Source organism: Streptomyces sp. NBC_01255 (assembly GCF_036226445.1).
Taxonomy (GTDB): domain Bacteria; phylum Actinomycetota; class Actinomycetes; order Streptomycetales; family Streptomycetaceae; genus Streptomyces.
This window is the reverse complement of record NZ_CP108474.1, coordinates 4,987,100-5,007,199: the sequence shown is the minus strand read 5'-3', so window position 1 is coordinate 5,007,199 and position 20,100 is coordinate 4,987,100. Positions and strand designations below refer to the sequence as shown.

Sequence of the window (20,100 nt, the reverse complement as noted above, 5' to 3'; positions counted from 1 at the left end):
GGACTCCGGGGCGGGCCGCTGGGTCGGGAGCACTATTCGCGAACGGGAAGAGGCCGGCGATTCGCGGGCGGAATCGTCGGGCGCTGCTTCTCGGTCGGCTTCATCGGTGTGGTCCTCGCCGTCGGCGTGGTCGGCGCGGTCCGCGCGTGTCGGCTCAGCGGTGGTCACTGCTGCCCTCTCCCGTGCTGCCCGTACCGTCTCGCTTCTCGTCCCCCGGAAACGCTAACAGCCGGGCGCCCCGGAGGTCCGGGGCGCCCGGCCGAGCGGGTGGCGGCTCAGCCCACGCGCGTGAGCTTCTTGTCGAAGCCCGGCTCCACCAGGTCCGCCTGGAGGGCGACGGGGGCGCTGACCTTGCCCACGCCCGTACCGATGGACACCTGGCCGACGACGTCGCCCGCCTTGCCCGAGCGCGGGACGGCCTTGCCGCCGTCCGTCAGCGCCAGCTTCACCTGGAGGCCCGGCCAGCCGATCGCCTTGAGCTCCTTGGTCGCCACGACCGGGGTCCGGCCGCCGAGCCCGTCGTCGATGTAGCCGAGGACCTGGCCCTTGCGGACCACGGCGGCCGAGGTGACGTCCTTCTGGGCCTGCTGGATGATCTTCAGGCTGTTGTCGATGGCGAGCTGGAGCTTCTCGCCGAGCTGGTCCGCGTCCTTCGCGCCCATCACGATGCCGAGGATGCGGCGGGTCTGCCCGTCCACGACGGTGTTCGCCGACCAGAGCAGATTGCCGCCCGCCGGGGTGGAGGAGCCGGTCTTGATGCCGCTCACGCCCGGCTCGAGCAGGATGTTGTTGTTGTTCTCGATCCGGCCGGGGATGCCGTCGACCGTCACGTTCGGCATGTTCACGATCTCGCGGAACACGTCGTACTGCATGACCGCCTTCGCCAGCTTCAGCTGGTCCTGCGGGGTCGACACGGTGCTGTCGAGCAGACCGGACGGGTCGGTGTACGTGGACTGGGTCATGCCCAGGTCCTTCGCGGCGGCGTTCATCTTCTCGACGAACGCGGCCTCCGAACCGGCGTCCCACCGGGCCAACAGCCGGGCCACGTTGTTCGCGGACGGGATCATGAGGAGCTCCAGGAGCTCCTTCTCCGTGTAGGTCTGGCCCACCTGGACCGCCGCCGTCGACTCGTGCTCGGCCTTGCCCTGGTCGGCGGCCTTCTGGTCGATCTCGATCTCGGGGCCCTTCTGGCTCCCCTTGAGCGGGTGGTCGCGGAGGATCACGTACGCCGTCATCGTCTTCGTGACACTCGCGATCGGGGCCGGCTTCTGCGGGCCGTACAGCCCCATGGAGCCGACGCCCTCGACCTCGACGGCGCCCTGGCCCTCGGTGGGCCACGGCAGCTTCAGCTCGCCGCCGCCGAAGGTGAAGGTCGGCGAGGCGGAGAGGGTCAGGGCGGGCGCGGGCAGCGGCCGGACCATCTGCACGATCGCAAAGACGATCAGCAGGAGCACGACCAGCGGCGTCCAGATCCGCACCCGGCGCGCGGTCGTCCGCAGGGCGTTCGGCTTCGGCGGCGGGGTGTTCGTCAGCTCCGCGAGCAGGTCCAGCGGAGGCAGCGGCGGAAGCGGCTGCTGCCGGGTCCGCTCCGCCTCGACGAGAGACGCCGGCGGTACGGGGGCGGGGGCGGGCTCCGCGGCCGCGGGGGCCTTCGGGGCCCCGGCCGCGGCCTTGGGGGCGGGCACGGGCGCCTTGGGGGCCTCCTGCGCCTTCGGCGGCTTCGGGGCCTCCTGGGCCGCCTCCGCCTTCCGCTCGGCGGGGATGTCCGCACGCAGCGGCACGAAGGTGCTCGTGCGCTCGCTGTCGGAATCCTCGCGCAGACCGGGCGGGAGCTTCAGCGCGGTCGTCGGCTGGTCCACGGCGGGCGCCACGGGCGGACGGACGATCTTGAACATGGCGGTCGGCTGATCGACCGGCTCGTCGTCGGCCGGCTCGTCGTCGGCCGGCTCGTCGGAGGTCGAGGTCGGCTCGTCGGAGGTCGGCTCGTCGTCGGCCGCGGACTTCTCCGCCTCGCTGGGCTTCCGCGCCGCGAACCAGGACTCGACGGGCGCCTTGCCCTCGACGGACGCGTCGACGGACGCGTCGACCTGCTCGTCGGCGGGCTCGTCGCCGGGCTCCTCGTCCGCCTCGTCCGCCGACTCCTCGTCGGCGTCCTCGTCGGCCGGTGCGTCGGTCTCGACGGCGTCCTCGGGCTCAGGGGCACTCGCGGGCTCGGACTCGCTCTCGGAGTCCTCGTCGTCCGCCGAGGCGACCCACGCCGCCACAGCCGCCTTCAGACGCGCGCTCTCGGGCTCGTCCGAGGACGCGGACGGGGACGGGGACGCGGACGGGGACGCGGCCGACTTCGGGGACGCCTCCGGCTTCGGCACGTCGTCCTCCGACGTCCGGGGAGCCAGCGTCTTGAACACGGCCGTCGGCTGATCCACCTGAACCGCCGACTGTGACGGCGACTGCGAGGCCACGGACGACTCTGACTCACGGAGTACGGAAAGCCGAGGATCCCGGCCGCCGCCCGAAGCCGCCGTCTGTTCCGACGACCCCTGCTGCTCCGCCTTGTCGGGGGACTCGCCCGCCACCGTGCCTCCTCCATGCGTCATGCGTACGTCCGAACCGTCTACCAGTGTCCTGTGTGAACCCCTTGGCTCCCGTGCTAGACGAGAACGACATACCTACTGGTTCCCGGATGAACCACCCAGGCACTCTCGACAGATGAATGTGAGAGGGGTCACCCTGTCATTCATCCACGCGGGGAGGCATGGATGGGCAGGAGCCGCAGAACTATTCCGGAGGAGCTTCTGCTGCTCGCTCTGGACCCGACCACGGGTACCACAGCGCAGCCGCAGTCGCTCGACCTCGGCCTGGCCGGAGCACAGCTAGTGGAGCTGGCTCTGGCAGGACGGATAGCCCCAGACGGGGATCGTATCGCCGTGGTGATGCCACGGCCGACCGGAGATCCGACCTTGGACTCCGCACTGGAGCTGCTGCGCAGGCGTGGCAGCCCGGTTCGGGCCGTCCATTGGATCGGCGGACCCCGACTGGGGCTCCGTCAGACGTATCTCTCGCATCTGGAGCGATGCGGCATGGTGCATGCCGTGGAGGGCCAGATGTGCGGGGTGTTGCCGACGACTCGCTACCAGGCGACGGAGACGGCGATCAGCAGGGAGATCCGCTCCCGGCTGGACAATGCGATCCGCACCGGCGTACCGCCGGACCCGCGGACCGCGGCGCTTGCCGCACTGGCCCACGCGGTCGGTCTCGGCAAGCACCTGTACCCCGGCAACGAAGGACGGTCGTCGCGGTCCCGGCTGCGCGATCTGATCCGGCACGACCCGATGGGCGGCCTCGTGGCACACGCCGTGATGGACGTCCAGAACGGTGCGGCGGCACAGCCGCGCCGTGCGCCCGCCGCGGGCGTACCGGCGCAGCCACGCGGCACCATGGCCCGCGCGGCGGCTCACTGAGCCGACACGCAAGGACCGAGAAGGAACCAGCCCGGGAGCCGCACAGGTGTGCGGGGCGGTCGTGACGACCGCCCCGCACACGTGCGTTGTGCCGGTTTCCCAGCGCGTACCCGGCCATTGGTGGCAGTCTGCCAAGCAGTAGATACTCACAGCTACGCAGGCAGACAGCAGCCGGAGGTGCAGTTTCCGTGGCGTCCAACGTCAACCCCACTGTCAGGCGGCGCCGATTGGGCCAGGAGCTGCGCAAGCTCCGGGAAGCGAAGAACATGACGGCCGAGCAGGTCGCCGAGCGCCTTCTCGTCTCCCAGTCCAAGATCAGCCGCCTCGAGAACGGCCGCCGCTCCATCAGTCAGCGCGATGTGCGCGACCTCTGCGGGGTGTACGAGGTCGAGGACGAGCGCATGGTCGACTCGCTCATGCAAATGGCGAAGGACTCGCGCCAGCAGGGCTGGTGGCACGCCTTCGGCGACATCCCGTACAGCGTCTACATCGGCCTGGAGACGGACGCGGAGAGCCTGCGGATGTACGAGCCGCAGATCATTCCCGGCCTGCTCCAGACCCACGCGTACGCGGAGGCCGTGATCTGCGGCGCACTGCCGGAGTCCACGCCGGCGGAGATCGACAAGCGCGTCACGGTCCGTACCCGCCGCCAGGAGCGCATCCGGGACGAGGAGCGTCCGCTGCGCCTGTGGGCGGTCATCGACGAGGGCGCCCTGCACCGGATCGTCGGCAGCAGGCAGGTGATGGTGCAGCAGCTGGAGCACCTCATCGAGCAGTCGCACCTGCCGCACGTCACCGTGCAGGTGATCCCCTTCGAGATGGGCGCGCACCCGGGGATCAGCGGCCAGTACTCGATCCTGGAGTTCCCGGACACGTCCGACTCCAGCGTCGTCTACATCGAGGGCGTGACCAGCGACCTGTACCTGGAGAAGGCGCAGGACGTCGGCAAGTACAGCGTCATGTACGAGCACCTCAGGGCGCAGGCGCTGAACGTCGACCAGACGCGTGAGTTCATCGCGAAGATGGCCAAGAAGCACGCCCAGGGCTGATCGCAAACAGATCGCGAGCGGGCGGGCCAGGCACCGTACACCGCGTGATCGCTCCCATGGAAGCGCAGTTGGAATATGCCACCCGGTCGGGTGAACGCCGGTCCCGTCGGACGGGACCGGCGAGTAGCGTCGATCACGCCGGCAAGAACGCTGGCGAGACACACCCACTGGCAGAACCGGAGTTGAGCATAATGGCGATTTTTCAGGGTGCGACGGACGTGTGGACGAAGTCTTCGTACTCCGGCGGGAACGGCGCCTGCGTCGAAGTGAAGTCCCCGGTCGTGGCCGCCATCGCGGTGCGTGACTCCAAGGCTCCCGAAGGCCCGTCCCTCTCTTTCGGACCGGGATCGTGGAACGCCTTCGTCGGCGAGGTGAGCAACGGGGCCCTCTGACCCCGATGCACCCGTCTTCACCGCAGTACCCGAAGAGCCCTCTCGACCGGTCCGCCGTCCTGGCCGAGGGGGCTCGGCCCTTTCCCGGCGCAGAAGTTCAGCGCAGAAGGTCGGCGCAGAAGTTCAGCGCAGTTCGTCCACGTACCGGTCCGTCCCCGGCACCGTCGGGATGAACGGCGCCACGAGTTCCACCCGGCACCCGTCTCCCCCGGCGCCCCCGAGGTTCTCCAGGTCCGCGAAGTGCTCCGTCCAGCATGCGCGCGGGTCCTGCTCCAGGAACCAGAGCAGGGTCAGCCGGGTGTCGACGCCCTCCACCTGCTTCACGTACGTCATCCGGTCGCCGGGCAGCGGGGTCGGACGGAAGACCGTCACCATCGCCGCCGGTGACCCGGCCAGCCGCCGGGGCAGCTCCCGCGAGCGCAGCCGGTCGAGGAGCGCGGCCCGGGCCTCGGGGCCCTCGGTGTCGACGACCTGGAGAATCAGGCCCTGGTAGGGGTGGTCGAGGGCGTGGAAGTCGCGCGGGCCGCCCGCCCCGTCGCGGTACACGGTCGCCTCGTGGTCCTGGAACGCCGTGAAGACGTGCGTGCGGTCCTGGTGGACGCGGGCGTCGCGGTTGAGCCGCTTGTTGATGGCGACGGTCCACTTCATGTGCTCGTCGTAGCGGCCGTCGGTGATCCAGTACGTGGAGAGGTAGCAGCCCGCGGTGACGGGCTGCGCGACGGCGGACTTCTCCGGCCGGCGCAGCTCCTGGAGCTCGCGGGTGGCGACCCAGCGCCGGCCCGCGTACATCCAGGGCATGGCCATGGCTCCAGCGATGTAATGATCATCTTCGTACCATCTGTGGTACGCCCGCTCATGCCCGACATGCGGTTCGACCATGGTGATCAAGGCGTGTCCGACCTTCACGCCATACGGGCCGACCGACGCCAACTCCGCGTACATCTCCAGGTGTCGCTCCTCGCGATCACTCGCTTCCATGCACCCTCCCACGCCAGATACGACTCAACCGAACATACCTGACGGTACGTCAGATACTGGCGGGTGGGAACGCCTGCGCGAGCGATCCACCTTGCGGACGACAACTACTCATTGCACCCACAAAGTCACCGTTGGGTCTTAGATTCCGGGTGCATACCCTTCGCACCCGGAGAAACCATGAACACCTTCGACGCCACCGATTCGACCGAGCTCGACGCATCTTGGGATGGCGTGGTGATCCCTGAGCGTGTTCGGAACCGCACGGCGGTTGCGCTCGCCGTCGGAGACTCGTTACGCCGGTACGTCCCACAGCGCCCCGGCTGCTACCTACGAACCTCCTGCGACCGACGCGGCGACGAGAAAGGGATCGACCTCCAGCTGCAGGACGTCGACCGGAAGCGCATCGACCTCGCCTGGGGTCCCTTCGCTCAGGTCTACCGAGAGAACGACACCGGGGCGTTCAAGAAGAAGCGGCTCACGAAGAGCGATGGCACGGCCGACTGGATGGTGATCCGTCCCGCCTTCCGGCGCATGCTCAGCGACCTGCTGTCGGGCGAGATCGACGGACTCGACGAAGCCGCCGACACGGGAAGAAAGTCCGGAACAGGACGGTCTCGCGGAGACCCTCCGAACTCGGATCTCGGACATCTCCGCCCGCAAGCGGGACCTCACATCGTCGTGGGCCGAGGGCTCGGATCGGGTGCAGGGACTGCGCCCTGACGACTACTACCAAGCCCTCGCCTCCATGAACGCCGAACTCGACCGACTGGAGGGCGAGCTGGCGACTCACGGCTCCCGTGCCCGGCGCCGCCGTGAGCGAGACTACGAAAACGAGTGGCGAGCTGGAGGGCTGGAGCAACGCCGCGCCTTGGTGGGGGAGATCTTCAGAGCCATCCATGTGATGCCGTCGGGCAAAGGGCGAGCCCCGTTCAACCCGGACCACATCCATCCGCACTACCTGGACTGACCGAATACGTCCAAGCATCTTCTCTCCTGCACGCACCCCCTCTACCCTGACGGACCGTCAGATGCTTGGCCAGGGTCGAGGAGGGTCCGGATGCTGCTCCAGGGGAAGACGGTCGTCGTGTCGGGGGTCGGGGCCGGGCTCGGTCATCGGATCGCCGAGACGGTGGTGCGGGACGGCGGGAACGCGGTGCTCGGCGCGCGTACCGAGGCGAACCTCGCCAAGTCCGCCGCCGAGATCGACCCGGAGGGGCGCCGTACCGCGTACCGAGCCACCGACATCACCGACGAGGAGCAGTGCGCGGCCCTCGCCTCCCTCGCCGTCGAGCGGTTCGGCGGGGTCGACGCCGTCGTCCACGTCGCCGCGTGGGACTCCTACTTCGGGGGCCTGGAGGACGCCGACTTCGCGACCTGGCAGGCCGTCCTGGACGTCAATCTGCTCGGTACGCTGCGGATGACCCGGGCCTGCCTGCCGGCACTCAAGGAACGGGGCGGTTCCGTGGTCCTGATCGGTACGCAGTCGGCGATCGCCGCCCCCACGCAGGTGCGGCAGGCGGCGTACGCGGCCTCGAAGGGGGCGCTGACCTCGGCGATGTACTCCCTCGCGCACGAGCTGGGGCCGCACCGGATCCGGGTCAACACCGTGCTGCCGGGGTGGATGTGGGGGCCGCCGGTCCAGGCGTACGTGCGGTTCGCCGCGGACTCCGAGGGAGTGCCGGAGGCGGAGGTCCTGGCCCGGCTCACCGAGCGGATGGCGCTGCCGGAGCTGGCGACGGACGGGGACGTGGCGGAGGCCGCGGCCTTCCTCGCCTCGGACCGGGCGCGGGCCATCACGGGCCAGTCCCTGCTGGTCAACGCCGGGGAGTTGATGCGCTGACCCGGCGCGGAGCCTCTCCGCCACCCCCTCCATAAATTCATAGATGTGAACAAGGGTCAGTAAACAGAACGATTTTACTGTCCCTTGACCCTCCATTGCATTGTCCCCGCCTTGTGACTCGCCACACCATGAACGGCGTTCACAAGGCGGACCGGACCCCTTGGAGGGGGCTCAATGAACAGTCTCGACTGGGCCGTGCTCATCGGCTACTTCGGCGTGATGGTCGCGATCGGCGTCTGGTCCCACAAGCGCGTGGACAACGTCTCCGACTTCTTCACCGCCGGCGGCAAGATGCCCTGGTGGCTCTCCGGCATCTCGCACCACATGTCCGGCTACAGCGCCGTCATGTTCACCGGGTACGCCGGCATCGCGTACACCTACGGCGTCACCTCGTACGTCACCTGGTCCTTCCCCATCGCCATCGGCATAGCCATCGGCGCCCACCTCTTCGCGCCCCGCCTCAACCGGCTCCGCTCCCGGCTCCACGTGGCCTCCCCGCTGGAGTACCTGAAGAACCGGTACAACCTCCCGACCCAGCAGGCGCTCGCCTGGTCCGGCGTCCTCCTGAAGATCGTCGACGTCGGCGCCAAGTGGGCCGCCATCGCCACCCTGCTCTCCGTCTTCACCGGGATCTCCCTCAACGAGGGCATCCTCATCACCGGTGTCATCACCGGCATCTACTGCACGGTCGGCGGCCTGTGGGCCGACGCCCTCACCGAACTCGGCCAGTTCGTCATCCAGTTCTTCGCCGGCATCGCCATGCTCGTCGCGGTCCTCGCCAAGCTCGGCGGGATCAGCGCGCTGTGGGACGTCTGGGACCGGCCCGAGCTCCAGGGGCACACGGCGCCCACCGCCGGCCCGTACACGCTGACCTTCCTCCTCGCGTACCTCTTCATCAAGACCTTCGAGTACAGCGGGGGCATGTGGAACCAGGCCCAGCGCTACATGGCCACCCCCAACGCCCGCGAGGCCACCCGCTCCGGCCGGCTCTCCGCCGTCCTGTGGTTCGTCTGGCCGCTCGTCCTCTTCTTCCCCATGTGGGTCGCGCCGCTGCTCGTCGACCCGAAGAAGCCCGACGCCTCCGACAGCTACGCCCTGATGACCGAGCAACTGCTCCCGCACGGACTGCTCGGCCTGGTCATCGTCGGCTTCTTCTCGCACACGATGGCCATGTGCTCCTCCGACGCCAACGCCATCGCGGCCGTCTTCACCCGGGACATCGCCCCCGTCCTCAGCAAGGCCGCGCGGAGCTGGACCCAGCAGGCCGGGCTGCTCGCCGCGCGCTGGTCGACGATCGCCTTCCTCGCCCTGTCGATGGCGGTCGCCACCCAGGTCAACTCCCCCACCTTCAAGGACATCATCACCGTCGTCATCAAGTGGGTGGCCGGTCTGATGGGCCCGATCGCCATCCCGTTCATGCTGGGCCTCCTGAAGACCTTCCGGAAGTCCGGGCCGACCGCGGCCCTCGTCTCCTGGGCGGCCGGACTCTTCGTCTTCTGGCTCACCAACTACGGCCTCGACGGCATCGAGCTCCAGATCCAGATCGTCTCGCCGCTCGCCACCTCCCTCGTCCTGTACGTCCTCATCGGCTTCGTCCGGCCGGAGGACACCCCGGAGCGGGACGCGCTCCTGCACCGGATCGGCACGGATCCGGACGGGGACGAGGACGGGGACGGCGGATCGGCCGCCGCCTCCGTGCCCGCGCAGGGCGGGCCCGGGCAGGCCGCCGATCAGCCCCTCGGCTAGCGGGTCCCACCGCCCGTCAGCCCCGCGGGTAGCGCGCCAGCCAGCCCGGGGAGGCTTCCGTGGCGGAGTGCAGGGCGGCGCCCTGCGTCATCTCCATCGAGAAGTCGTCCGCCAGCTCAAGGACCGTCGCGCGGCCCTCCAGTTCGGCCAGCCAGGCCGGCGGGAGGGCCGTCTCGCCGTGCAGGGCGCCGAGCAGCGCGCCGGTGAGCGCCCCCGTGACCGACGAGGGCCCGTCGTGGTTCACGGCCAGCCGCAGCCCGTGCCGGACGTCCTCGCCGACCAGGGCGCAGTAGACGGCCGCCGCCAGCTGCCCCTCGGCCCGGTCCTCGTCCGCCCCGAGACCCGCCACCCGCTCCGCGTCCGGCGCCCCTTCCCGTACGGCTCCGAGGGCCCCCGTGAGGGCCTCGGTCACCGGTTCGTGGCCGGGGCGCTCCGCGACCTGCTGCACGGCCGAGGCCACCGCCGCCTCGACGGAGGCGCCGCGCGCGAGACCGTGCACCGTGACCGCGAGGGCGCCCGCCGCGAGCGTGGCCGCCGGGGCGCCGTGCGTCTGCGCCGCGCACTCCACCGCGAGCTGGCAGACGAGCTGCGGCTCCCAGCCGACGAGGAGCCCGAAGGGCGCCGAGCGGACGAGCGCGCCGGAGTCGGCGGCCTCCGGGTTCTTGGGCTTGTCGAGGGTGCCGAGGAGCTCGTCGCCGAGGCCGGTGAGGCAGGCGCGGGGCGGGTTGCGGCGGGCGTAGAGCCACTCCTCGCGGGCGAGCCAGCCGTTGTCCTTGCGGCGCTCGTCCGGGCCCCAGTCGCGCTGTGTGGCGGCCCAGCGCAGGTGCGCCCGGTGGACGTCGGTCGGCGGGTGCCAGGCGCCGGTGTCGCGGCGGACCTGTGCGCGGATGAGGCCGTCGACGGTGAACAGGCTCATCTGGGTGGCGGCGGTGACGGCGCCCCGCCTGCCGTACGCGGGGACGGGCTCGGTCAGTCCGTCAGGTCCGTGGGCCTCCCGCGTCTCCGCGAGGGTGAGGCCGTCGGCCCCGGCGCCCAGCGCGTCGCCGACGGCTCCGCCGAGGAGACAGCCCCTGACGCGGGCCCGGAAGTCCTGCTGTTCGGCGCGGCCCCACACGGCTGCGGCTGTCGTCGCCACGACGTGCCCTCCCCCGGTCGGCGGTTCGCTGACGGTTCCTTGCCGCACTGTAATCGACCGGGTACGAGCGTTCGGGGGCCGAAGCGTTATGTGATCGGACGCCCGTCAGTCCACTTTTGACCGCAGTTCACCCGAGGTTTGGTCGTGACTTGAACGATCCACGGCATGAACCCCGTGACACGAGTCAAGACCCTCTCGACCGCGGCCCTCGCCGCCGCACTGCTCGTCGGCATCACCGCGCCCACCGCCTCCGCGCACCGCCACGGACCGGCTCACACGCAGCAGCGGATCCCCTTCACCGCCGCGACCGTCACCGAGAACGCCGGCGGCACCTACACCGTCACGTGGTCCGCCCCCGGCACCCGCGGCGTCACGATCCGCACCGGCGGCCGTACCGTCGCCCGCGGCGGCGCCACCGGCTCCGTCACCGTCTCCGGCCTGGCCGGCGCCGACCGCCGCTGGTTCGACCTCGTCCCCGACCGGGGCACGTCGCTGCGCCTCGCCGACCGGCTGATACGCCTCCAGGGCACCGTCAACTTCCGTGACGCGGGCGGCTACCGGACCCGCGACGGCCAGTGGGTGAAGATGGGCGAGGTCTACCGCTCCGACTCGCTGGAGAAGCTCACCGACGCCGACCTCGCCAAGCTGAGGCGGCTCGGCGTCCGGACCGTCTTCGACCTGCGCATGGAGTCCGAGCGGACCGCCGCCCCGGACCGCGTCCCGGCCGGCGCGACGCATGTCGTCGCCGACGTCCTCGCGGGCTCCGGCACCTTCACCTCCATGCCGAAGAGCCCCGCCGAGGCCGAGGCGATGATGGTCGAGGGCAACCGCTTCATGGTGAGCGGCGGCACCGCCCGTACCGCCTACACCGCCGTCTACGACGGCATCGCCGACGACGACCGCCGGGGCGTCCTCTTCCACTGCACCGCGGGCAAGGACCGCACCGGCTGGTCGAACGCGGCCCTGCTCACCGCCCTCGGCGTCCCCGAGGAGACGGTCATGGCGGACTACCTGGCCAGCAACACCTACCGGGCCGCCGCCAACGAGGCGATCCTCTCCCACCTCCCGGCCCAGCAGGCCGCCGTCTACAAGCCCCTCCTCGACGTCCGCCCCGCGTACCTCAACGCGAGCTTCGCGGAGGTCGAGGAGGAGTACGGCTCCTTCCGCGCGTACCTGCGGAAGGGCCTCGGCCTCGACCAGCAGGAGCTCAAGGAGCTGAAGAGGGACCTGCTGGTCGGGTAGCGCACGACACCCCGCTAGCGGCGGCGGGTCCAGAAGCTCGCGATCCTCGACGGGCCGGGCTCCATGGACCAGCCGCCGTCGGCCTCGACCACCAGCAGGCGGGGGCCCCGGGGGATCGAACCGCCGCCGCGCCCCCGGTCCCGCCTGCTGAACGAGTGCTGCCAGTGTCCGCCGCGCCGGTGGACGTTCACACCGAAGTACCCCTCCTTGTCCTCGTCGCCCCGGAACCGGAACCTGACGTCGGTCTCGTCGCCGGTGTGGGCCAGGACGTCCGGCCCGTAACCCTCCACGGGGCCGTCGAAGGCACGCAGGGTCGACACCGGCCGGAGCCTGATCGTCCACGCGGCCATACCCGGCGCGTCGACCCGCAGCCGCAGCGGCGTCCGGCCGTCGTGGTGGAAGACGCCTACCCCGTGCAGGTCCGGGAGGGTGCTGCTCAGGACCTCCCGCCATCGGCGCCCGCGCACGGTCAGCGTGACGACCTCGATGTACCCGTCGCCCTTCCTCAGCACGTCGACGACGACGAAGCCCTTGGGGAGGGTGAGACCGGGGTCGATCTCCTCCTTCCCACGGTCCGAGAACTCGACGGGCGCGAACTCGGGCCCCATCTCCTCGGGCAGGTCGTTGCGCCGCGCCAGGGGCACCCCGAGGGACGGCACGGAGAGCGACGCGGGCCCGTGCACCTTGCCGACGGCCCCGACGGCGAGGGGCACGGGGGCCGGTGCATCCACGGGGGCCGGCGCGGGCACGGGGGCCGGCACCGGCACCTCCGCCTCCTCCGCCTCCAACTCCGGCGCCTCCACCGTCTCCTCCGGCACCGCGAATCCGAAGTCCTCGGCCAGGCCCGGCAGTCCGGAGTCGTACCCCTGACCCACCGCGCGGAACTTCCACCCGCCGGCCCTGCGGTAGAACTCGCCCAGCAGGATCGCCGTCTCCGTCGTCGCGTCCTCGACCGCGTACAGCGCCAGCTGCTCCCCGGTGGTCGCGCTCACCGCGCGCAGGTACAGGTCCTCGACCTCACCGAACGTCGCGTCGTCGCAGGACGCCGCGACCACGATCCGCTCCACGGCCGGCTCCACGCGGTCGGGGTCGATCTCCAGCCAGTCCGCGACCGCCCCGCCCTCGCCCCGGACGTTCCCCGTCAGCCGCACGCCGCTGCCGACGTGCGCGGACTGGTTGTAGAAGACCAGGTCCTCCCGGCCCCTGACCTTGCCGTCCGCGCCGACGAGCAGCGCCGCCGCGTCCACCTCCGGCGCTCCCGGCCCGTCGGACCGGCGTACGACGGCGACCCGCATCGGCTCGCCGCTGAGCGGAAGGTTTCCCCCCTTGATGATCTGCGTCATGGACGCATCATGCCCCTCACTCCTGGACGAGCGGCAGGAGTTCCGGGAGGTGGCCGTCGGACGCCCTCGCCGTGCGCTGCCGCTCCTCCGGGACCTCCCCGTACATCGTCGTCCGGGGCTTCGCCGGGCGGCCCGCCGCCTCCGCGATGGCCTCCAGGTCGCGGATCGAGCGGTACGAGCCGTAACTCGACCCGGCCATACGGGAGATGGTCTCCTCCATCAGGGTGCCGCCCAGGTCGTTGGCGCCCGAGCGGAGCATCTCGGCGGCGCCCTCGGTGCCCAGCTTCACCCAGCTGGTCTGGATGTTGGGGATGTGCGGGTGGAGGAGGAGCCGGGCCATCGCGATGACCGCGCGGTTGTCGCGGGCGGTCGGGCCGGGGCGGGCGATGCCCGCGAGGTAGACGGGCGCGTTGGTGTGGATGAAGGGGAGCGTCACGAACTCGGTGAAGCCACCGGTCTCCTGCTGGATGCGGGAGAGGGTCCGGAAGTGGCCGAGCCAGTGCCGGGGCTGGTCCACGTGCCCGTACATCATCGTGGAGCTGGAGCGGATGCCCAGCTCGTGGGCGGTGGTGACGACCTCGATCCAGGTGGCCGTGGGCAGCTTGCCCTTGGTGAGAACCCAGCGGACCTCGTCGTCGAGGATCTCGGCGGCGGTGCCGGGGATCGAGTCGAGCCCGGCCTCCTTCGCCGCCGTCAGCCACTCGCGGATCGACAGACCGGTGCGGGTGGCGCCGTTGACGACCTCCATCGGCGAGAAGGCGTGCACGTGCATGCCGGGGACGCGTTCCTTCACCGCGCGCGCGATGTCGAAGTAGGCGGTGCCGGGCAGGTCGGGGTGGATGCCGCCCTGCATGCAGACCTCGACGGCGCCGACCTCCCAGGCCTGCTGGGCGCGGTCCGCGACCTGGTCGAGGGAGAGGGTGTACGCGTCGGCGTCGGTACGCCGCTGGGCGAAGGCGCAGAAACGGCAGCCGGTGTAGCAGACGTTGGTGAAGTTGATGTTCCGCGTGACGATGTAGGTCACGTCGTCACCGACGGCCGCCCGACGGACGTCGTCGGCGATCCGGGTGAGGGCGTCGAGTGCGGGCCCGTCGGCGTGCAGCAGGGCGAGCGCCTGGGGGTCGGTGAGCTTCGTCGGGTCGTCGGCGGCGACGGCGAGGGCCTCGCGGACGTCGGTGTCGATGCGCTCGGGGACCATCCCGGGGGCGGCGGCCTCGCGGAGCGCGTCCCAGTCGCCGTAGACCTCGTCGAAGTCGTCGCGCCGGTCGTGCGTGCGGCCCGTGGTGTCGATGGTGCGGTGCAGGTCGGTGCGGCCGGCGGCGGTGAAGGCCTCGTCGGGCTCCTGCCAGGGCAGGCCGCGGACGGGTGCGTCGGGGTCGGCGAGACCCGTCTCGGGGTCGGCGAGGGCGCGGACGTGCGGGAGGAGGCGGGGGTCGAGCCAGGGTTCGCCGCGCTGGATGAACTCCGGGTAGACGCAGAGGCGTTCGCGCAGCTCGAAGCCGGCGGCGGCGGATCGCTCGGCCAGCTCCTCGATCCTCGGCCAGGGGCGCTCGGGGTTGACGTGGTCGATGGTGAGCGGGGAGACGCCGCCCCAGTCGTCGATGCCGGCGGCGATGAGCCGCTCGTACTCGGAGTCGACGAGGTTGGGCGGGGCCTGGAGGCAGGCGGAGGGGCCCATGATGAGCCGGGCGACGGCGACGGTGGCGACCAGGTCGTCCAGCTCGGCGTCGGGCATGCCGCGCATGGCCGTGTCCGGCTTGGCGCGGAAGTTCTGGATGATCAGTTCTTGGATCGAGTGGTACGCGCGGGCCACGCGGCGCAGCGCGAACAGCGATTCGGCGCGCTCCTCGACGGTCTCGCCGATGCCGAGGAGCAGCCCGCTCGTGAACGGCACGGAGGACCGTCCCGCGTCCTCCAGGACGCGCAGGCGCACGGCGGGGTCCTTGTCGGGGGAGCCGTAGTGGGGCCCGCCGGGCTCGCTCCACAGGCGGGTCGCGGTCGTCTCCAGCATCATGCCCATGGACGGCGCGACGGGCTTGAGGCGCTGGAAGTCGGTCCAGGACAGCACGCCGGGGTTGAGGTGGGGCAGCAGCCCGGTCTCCTCCAGGATCCGGATCGCCATGGCCCGTACGTACGCGAGGGTGTCGTCGTAGCCGTGGGCGTCGAGCCACTCGCGCGCTTCGGGCCACCGGTCCTCGGGCTTGTCGCCGAGGGTGATCAGGGCCTCCTTGCAGCCCATCTCGGCCCCGCGCCGGGCGACGTCGAGGACCTCGTCCGGTGACATGAACATCCCGTGGCCGTCCCGGCGCAGCTTGCCGGGCACGGTGACGAAGGTGCAGTAGTGGCATTTGTCCCGGCAGAGTCGGGTGAGGGGTATGAACACGCTCTTCGAGTACGTGATGACCCCGGGCCGTCCGGCGGCCTCGAGACCGGCGTCCCGCACGCGCCCGGCGGAGGCGACGAGGTCGGCGAGGTCCTCCCCGCGCGCCCGCAACAGCACGGCGGCCTCGGTGACATCGAGCGCGACCCCGTCCCTGGCCCGCTTGAGCGCGCGACGCATGGCGTTCTCGGTGGGACGTGCTGCCTGGTGATCCGTCATGAACCGAGCATACGAGCGGGCACGCCGGGTCGGGTTCGGGTCCCCGTAGGAAGGGGGGTCAGTGGTGGCCCAGTATCCCGGGCGAGTCGATGTCCACCGTCACGATGCCGGGCGGGTAGCGGTCCTCATGGGCCGTGAGCAGGATCGACATTCCGGTGAACTGCGGTCGGGGCGAGGCGCAGTAGAGCGCGTGGCAGGTGTCCAGGCCACCGAAGCCGTCGCGCACGAGGGTGCCGACGGTCATGGCGGCGACGGTGTCGAGGTCATCGACGGAGACGGCGGAGAAGGTGAGGGCGGCACGCCCGGCACCCTCACTCGTCGCCTCGGCCTCCGCCAGGCACAGAGCCGGGACCCACATGGCGTCACCCGGGGTCTTCGCCATGTTGGCAGCGAGCTCGATGAGCGCCTTGTGGCCCTCGGCGAGCGCGCGAACCGCGCTGGAGTCGAGGATGATCACGCGGCTTCGCCCCGGGCGGCCCGGACCTTCTCCGCCGCGATCTTGTAGATGTTGCCGAGGACGTCGGGCGCCTGGTCGAACTCCTCGTCGCTCACGTCCACACCGAGGAGCGCGCGGGCGTGGTCACGGTCCGCCCGCAGCCGTTCGGCGATCTGGTCGCGGGTGGGCACGCGCTCCGCGAGTTGCTGGACCAGCTGGCCCAGGGTGAGACCGCGCTCCACGGCGAGGGTGGCCAGGTGGTCGCGGGTCTCGCGGGAGACCTGAATCGTCGTCGTCGCCATAGGTCGACTATAGCGCCCCTACGACAGGTAGTGCGCGTACTCGTCCAAAACCCCCAGCACCTCCGCCTCGCCCCCCGGCGGCAGCTGGAGGACCACCTCCTCGCAGCCCAGTTCCGCGTAGTGCGCGAGCTTGCCGGGGTTCGGGAGGACCGCGTACGGGACGAGCTGGAGGCTCTTCGGGTCGCGGCCCGCGGCCTCCCAGGCCTCGCGCAGGACCGGGAGCGACTCCGTCAGGCCCCGGCCGCCGATCGGCATCCAGCCGTCCGCCTCCGCGGCGATCCGCGCGAAGAGCTTCGGGCCCGCCGCACCGCCCAGCAGGATGCGGGGCGCGTCGCCGCGCGGCGGCTTGGGCCAGGCCTGCGACGCGCGGACGGAGCGGCTGAACTCCCCCTCGTACGCCGTGGGTTCCGGCGCCCACAGGGCCCGCATCAGGGCCAGCCGGTCGTGGGTGAGCTTCCGGCGGGTCGACCAGTCGACGCCGTGGTCGGCGGCCTCCTCCCGGTTCCAGCCGTAGCCGACACCGAGGGTGAAGCGGCCCCCGGAGAGGTGGTCGAGGGTCGCGATCTGCTTGGCGAGGGCGATCGCGTCGTGCTCGGCGATCAGCGTGACGCCGGTGCCGAGCCCGAGCCGTTCGGTGACGGCGGCGGCCTGCCCGAGCGCCACGAAGGGGTCGAGGATGCGGCCGTACTCCCGGGGCAGTTCGCCGCCCTGGGGGTAGGGCGTGGTCCGGTCGACGGGGATGTGGGTGTGCTCGGGGAGGTACAGCCCGGCGAAGCCGCGCTCCTCCAGCTCGCGCGCGAGCCGCACGGGGGTGATGGTCTCGTCGGTCAGGAAGATCGTGGTCGAGATCCGCATAGCGGCACGGTAGGGGGTGGGGCGCGGTTTTCCGAGGGGTACGACACGGGCGGGTCGTACGCCTCGGTACGACACGGGCGGTCGTCAGTCCCGGCCACGGGCCGGGTCCACCGCGCGCCGCACCGCCGCCAGCTCGCCGTACCCTCCCTGCTCCCAGACCTTCTCGCGGAAGCGCTGGAGCGTGAGCGGGGCGCGGTCCTCGCCCGGGACGTCCTCGAAGTGGACCGTGCCGCAGCGGTGGCAGTACCAGCCCTGGGACCACAGCTCCTCGGCGCGGCCGCGGCCGCGCGTGAGGTGGGCGAAGGCCGTCCGGCGCCGCCGGACCTCGAAGAGGACCAGGAGGGTGACGGCGAGGGCGCCGGCCGAGACCCAGCCCAGGTAGCCCAGGTCCGGGCCGAGATCCTCCGGGGTCCCGAACATCGAAAAGTCCGGCTCGGACACCGCCCCGGACCCCGGCCCGAGCTCCGGCCCGGACTCCAGACCGCCCCCGACGAAGACCCAGCCCAGGAACGCGGCGACGCACACGAATCCGCTGAGGAAGCCGAGCAGACCGATGGCGTGGGCGGGTGCCCCGGGCACCGGCGCGAGCGCGTCCGAGAGTCCGGTGGTCACCGTCCGCGTCACGGTCCGCAGGTCGCCGTCCCGGTTCCGCTCGCGGCTGGTGACCGCGTCCCGGCCTGCGAGGTACACGGCGGGCACGGCCTGCACCCGGTCGTCCTGCCCGCATCCCGGGCAGGCGTGCGTCCGGCTCATGGCTCCCCCTCGACTGTTCCCCTGTCACTCCTGCCCATGGTGACGGGATCATGCCATGACCGGTTCCTCGTACCGTCCGTCCGATATTCGAAGGCGGTCGACCACCCCGCCCCCTACCGTGTCCGCGTGCTGAACCGAATCGAGTCGTACTACGACGCCGTCCCCCGCTCCTCCGCCCGCGCCGAGGCGCACGGGCCCCTGACCCTGTTCGTACGGGAGGGGGAGGGCTGGCCCTTCTACGCCCGCCCCACGCTCGGGCACTCCGGCGTCGTGGCGCTCGACGCCGTGGAGGCGGTGCGGGCCCGGCAGCGGGAGCTCGGGGTGCCCGAGGCCTTCGAGTGGGTCGCGGAGACGACGCCGGGGCTCCGGGCGGCCGTGGAGGCGAGCGGGCTCACCGTGCACGAGCACCCGCTGATGGTCCTGGAGGGCGACGGCCTCGCCGTACCGGGCCCCGAGGGGGTCACCGTCCGGATGGTCGACGCCGGCGACACCGACGCCCTGGCGACCGCCGTCGCCGCCCCGTACGCGGCCTTCGGCATGGCGCCCCAGCCCGGCACCGCCGAGCGGATCGCCGAGCGGATCGACGCCGGGCTGACCCGGCTCGCGGCGGCCCTCGACAGCGTCGGCGTCGCCCTCTCGGCCGGGCAGCACCAGCCGGTCGGTCCGGTCTCCGAGGTCGTCGGCGTCGGCACCGTCCCGGCGGCCCGCCGCCGCGGCCTCGGGCTCGCGGTGACCGCCGCGCTCGTCGCGGACGCCCGCGCCCGGGGCGCGGAGCTGGTGTTCCTGACGGCGTCGGACGCGGACGTGGCCCGGCTCTACGGCCGGCTCGGCTTCCGCACGGTCGCGACCGCCCTCATCGCGGAGGCGTAGGGCTCACGGGAGACTCCCCGAAAAAAGTTCTCCGGTGGTGTCACATTCTCGGCGCCCGGTCCGTCATTGCTGTGAAAGCGACGAACGACCGAACGACCGAGCGACCGACGAGAGACGCCGAGGAGCGATCACCATGCTGCACGAGCCCAAGGCCCGTATGACCAACCCCGCCTACGTCCTGCCCGACGCCGGCCCGGCGATCATGAACCTGGTGAAGGCCGCCAAGCAGGGCGGGGTCCCCGAATCGACCCTGGAGCTCGTGCACCTGCGGGCCAGCCAGATCAACAGCTGCGGCTTCTGCGTCGACATCGGCGCGAAGAACGCAAGGAAGGCCGGGGTGAGCGACGAGAAGCTGTTCGCCGTCGCCGCCTGGCGCGAGGCGCCGTACTTCTCCGACGAGGAGCGCGCGGCCCTCGCGCTGGCCGAGGCCGCGACCCGGCTCGCCGACGTCTCGGACGCCGTGCCGGACGCGATCTGGGACGCCGCCGCCGATCACTTCGACGAGAGGCAGCTCGCGTCGATCGTGCTGATGGTCGCGATCACGAACCTCTTCAACCGGCTCAACGTCACCGTCCGGCAGCCGGCCGGCGTGGGCTTCTGACGGTGCCTGTGACGGTACGGGCGGGCTCCCGCACCATCAGCACGTCGACCGGGTCCTCCTCCGACTCGACCGCGAACCCCTCGCGCTCGTAGAGACGGCGGGCCGCGCTCCCCTTCAGGACCACGAGACGGATGGGTATCCCCTCCTCGTCCGTCCGGTCGAGGAGGCCGCGCAGCACCGCCGTCCCGAGGCCGCGCCCCTGTAGCTCGGGGGCCAGGTAGAAGTGCTCCAGGTAGACCCCTGCCCCGTCACCCTCCTCGTACGGGCGGAGCGTCACGCAGCCCGCGAAGGCGCCGCCGACCTCGATCACCGAGGTGTACGCGGGCGAGAACCCGTCCCGCAGCCGCTGCCGCACCCGGTGCTCGTCGTAGCGGCCGAGCCGCACCAGGTCGTCCCGCATGACGACCGCCCGCAGCTCGGCGACCGGCTCGACGTCCTCCGGCCTGCCCGGGCGCAGCGACCAGCCCGTTTCCCCATACACGTAGTTCACGCCCGCAT

At 71.4% G+C, this 20,100-nt stretch carries 20 protein-coding genes; 10 read left to right on the top strand and 10 right to left on the bottom strand.

Features of this window, described 5'->3' with window-relative positions; genetic code table 11:
* Positions 1–275 precede the first annotated feature (275 nt).
* Entirely contained in the window at positions 276–2,576 is a 2,301-nt protein-coding gene (locus OG357_RS22600) for a D-alanyl-D-alanine carboxypeptidase family protein (RefSeq protein ID WP_329625662.1), read from the bottom strand.
* 183 nt (positions 2,577–2,759) lie between these two features.
* On the opposite strand from OG357_RS22600, the gene OG357_RS22595 reads away from it, so the two are divergent.
* The 3 genes from OG357_RS22595 (at position 2,760) to OG357_RS22585 (ending at position 4,902) form a co-directional block, all read left to right on the top strand.
* On the top strand, positions 2,760–3,461 hold the full coding sequence (locus OG357_RS22595) for a GOLPH3/VPS74 family protein (protein ID WP_329622870.1): 702 nt from the start codon (positions 2,760–2,762) through the stop codon (positions 3,459–3,461).
* Positions 3,462–3,649: 188 nt separating this feature from the next.
* The gene (locus OG357_RS22590; protein WP_329622869.1) at positions 3,650–4,510 is read left to right on the top strand and encodes a helix-turn-helix domain-containing protein; all 861 of its coding nucleotides are present in this window, start codon (positions 3,650–3,652) and stop codon (positions 4,508–4,510) included.
* Positions 4,511–4,701: 191 nt separating this feature from the next.
* The gene (locus OG357_RS22585) at positions 4,702–4,902 is read left to right on the top strand and encodes a DUF397 domain-containing protein (protein WP_024756945.1); all 201 of its coding nucleotides are present in this window, start codon (positions 4,702–4,704) and stop codon (positions 4,900–4,902) included.
* Positions 4,903–5,025: 123 nt separating this feature from the next.
* On the opposite strand, the gene OG357_RS22580 is transcribed toward OG357_RS22585, so the two are convergent.
* Positions 5,026–5,880 carry a hypothetical protein gene (locus tag OG357_RS22580; RefSeq protein WP_329622868.1) on the bottom strand — a complete coding sequence of 285 codons (855 nt, stop codon included), beginning with the start codon at positions 5,878–5,880 and terminating at the stop codon, positions 5,026–5,028.
* 177 nt (positions 5,881–6,057) lie between these two features.
* Between OG357_RS22580 and OG357_RS22575 the strand changes: the two genes are divergently transcribed.
* The 4 genes from OG357_RS22575 (at position 6,058) to OG357_RS22560 (ending at position 9,466) form a co-directional block, all read left to right on the top strand.
* Complete coding sequence (locus OG357_RS22575; RefSeq protein ID WP_329622867.1) at positions 6,058–6,600, top strand: hypothetical protein; 543 nt, start codon at positions 6,058–6,060, stop codon at positions 6,598–6,600.
* Positions 6,601–6,625: 25 nt separating this feature from the next.
* Positions 6,626–6,847: a hypothetical protein gene (locus tag OG357_RS22570; RefSeq protein WP_329622866.1), complete on the top strand. Its 222-nt coding sequence runs from the start codon at positions 6,626–6,628 to the stop codon at positions 6,845–6,847.
* A 90-nt stretch (positions 6,848–6,937) separates the two neighbouring features.
* Positions 6,938–7,720 (top strand): SDR family oxidoreductase, encoded by a 783-nt coding sequence (locus OG357_RS22565; RefSeq protein ID WP_329622865.1) that lies wholly within the window; start codon positions 6,938–6,940, stop codon positions 7,718–7,720.
* 174 nt (positions 7,721–7,894) lie between these two features.
* The gene (locus tag OG357_RS22560; protein WP_329622864.1) at positions 7,895–9,466 is read left to right on the top strand and encodes a sodium:solute symporter family protein; all 1,572 of its coding nucleotides are present in this window, start codon (positions 7,895–7,897) and stop codon (positions 9,464–9,466) included.
* Between the two features lie 16 nt (positions 9,467–9,482).
* On the opposite strand, the gene OG357_RS22555 is transcribed toward OG357_RS22560, so the two are convergent.
* Entirely contained in the window at positions 9,483–10,601 is a 1,119-nt protein-coding gene (locus OG357_RS22555; RefSeq protein WP_329622863.1) for an ADP-ribosylglycohydrolase family protein, read from the bottom strand.
* A 165-nt stretch (positions 10,602–10,766) separates the two neighbouring features.
* On the opposite strand from OG357_RS22555, the gene OG357_RS22550 reads away from it, so the two are divergent.
* Positions 10,767–11,843, top strand: coding sequence for a tyrosine-protein phosphatase (locus OG357_RS22550; RefSeq protein WP_329622862.1), 1,077 nt, complete (start codon positions 10,767–10,769; stop codon positions 11,841–11,843).
* A gap of 14 nt (positions 11,844–11,857) precedes the next feature.
* Here the strand turns inward: OG357_RS22550 and OG357_RS22545 are convergent, their stop codons facing one another.
* The 6 genes from OG357_RS22545 to OG357_RS22520 all read right to left on the bottom strand — a co-directional run bounded on the left by OG357_RS22545 (position 11,858) and on the right by OG357_RS22520 (position 18,131).
* Entirely contained in the window at positions 11,858–13,186 is a 1,329-nt protein-coding gene (locus tag OG357_RS22545) for a TerD family protein (RefSeq protein WP_329622861.1), read from the bottom strand.
* A 16-nt stretch (positions 13,187–13,202) separates the two neighbouring features.
* Positions 13,203–15,785 carry a bifunctional FO biosynthesis protein CofGH gene (locus OG357_RS22540; protein WP_329622860.1) on the bottom strand — a complete coding sequence of 861 codons (2,583 nt, stop codon included), beginning with the start codon at positions 15,783–15,785 and terminating at the stop codon, positions 13,203–13,205.
* Positions 15,786–15,843: 58 nt separating this feature from the next.
* Complete coding sequence (locus OG357_RS22535) at positions 15,844–16,242, bottom strand: hypothetical protein (RefSeq protein WP_329622859.1); 399 nt, start codon at positions 16,240–16,242, stop codon at positions 15,844–15,846.
* Positions 16,239–16,523 carry a hypothetical protein gene (locus OG357_RS22530; RefSeq protein ID WP_329622858.1) on the bottom strand — a complete coding sequence of 95 codons (285 nt, stop codon included), beginning with the start codon at positions 16,521–16,523 and terminating at the stop codon, positions 16,239–16,241. The genes OG357_RS22535 and OG357_RS22530 overlap by 4 nt, the downstream gene beginning before the upstream one ends.
* A gap of 18 nt (positions 16,524–16,541) precedes the next feature.
* Positions 16,542–17,378 carry an LLM class F420-dependent oxidoreductase gene (locus OG357_RS22525; RefSeq protein WP_329622857.1) on the bottom strand — a complete coding sequence of 279 codons (837 nt, stop codon included), beginning with the start codon at positions 17,376–17,378 and terminating at the stop codon, positions 16,542–16,544.
* Positions 17,379–17,462: 84 nt separating this feature from the next.
* Positions 17,463–18,131: a hypothetical protein gene (locus tag OG357_RS22520; RefSeq protein WP_329622856.1), complete on the bottom strand. Its 669-nt coding sequence runs from the start codon at positions 18,129–18,131 to the stop codon at positions 17,463–17,465.
* A gap of 126 nt (positions 18,132–18,257) precedes the next feature.
* Here OG357_RS22520 and OG357_RS22515 point away from each other — a divergent pair, with 126 nt between their 5' ends.
* Positions 18,258–19,001, top strand: coding sequence for a GNAT family N-acetyltransferase (locus tag OG357_RS22515; RefSeq protein ID WP_329622855.1), 744 nt, complete (start codon positions 18,258–18,260; stop codon positions 18,999–19,001).
* 133 nt (positions 19,002–19,134) lie between these two features.
* On the top strand, positions 19,135–19,602 hold the full coding sequence (locus OG357_RS22510) for a carboxymuconolactone decarboxylase family protein (RefSeq protein ID WP_329622854.1): 468 nt from the start codon (positions 19,135–19,137) through the stop codon (positions 19,600–19,602).
* Here OG357_RS22510 and OG357_RS22505 read toward each other — a convergent pair.
* Positions 19,568–20,092: a GNAT family N-acetyltransferase gene (locus OG357_RS22505; RefSeq protein ID WP_443066713.1), complete on the bottom strand. Its 525-nt coding sequence runs from the start codon at positions 20,090–20,092 to the stop codon at positions 19,568–19,570. The genes OG357_RS22510 and OG357_RS22505 overlap by 35 nt on opposite strands.
* Between the last annotated feature and the right edge of the window lie 8 nt (positions 20,093–20,100).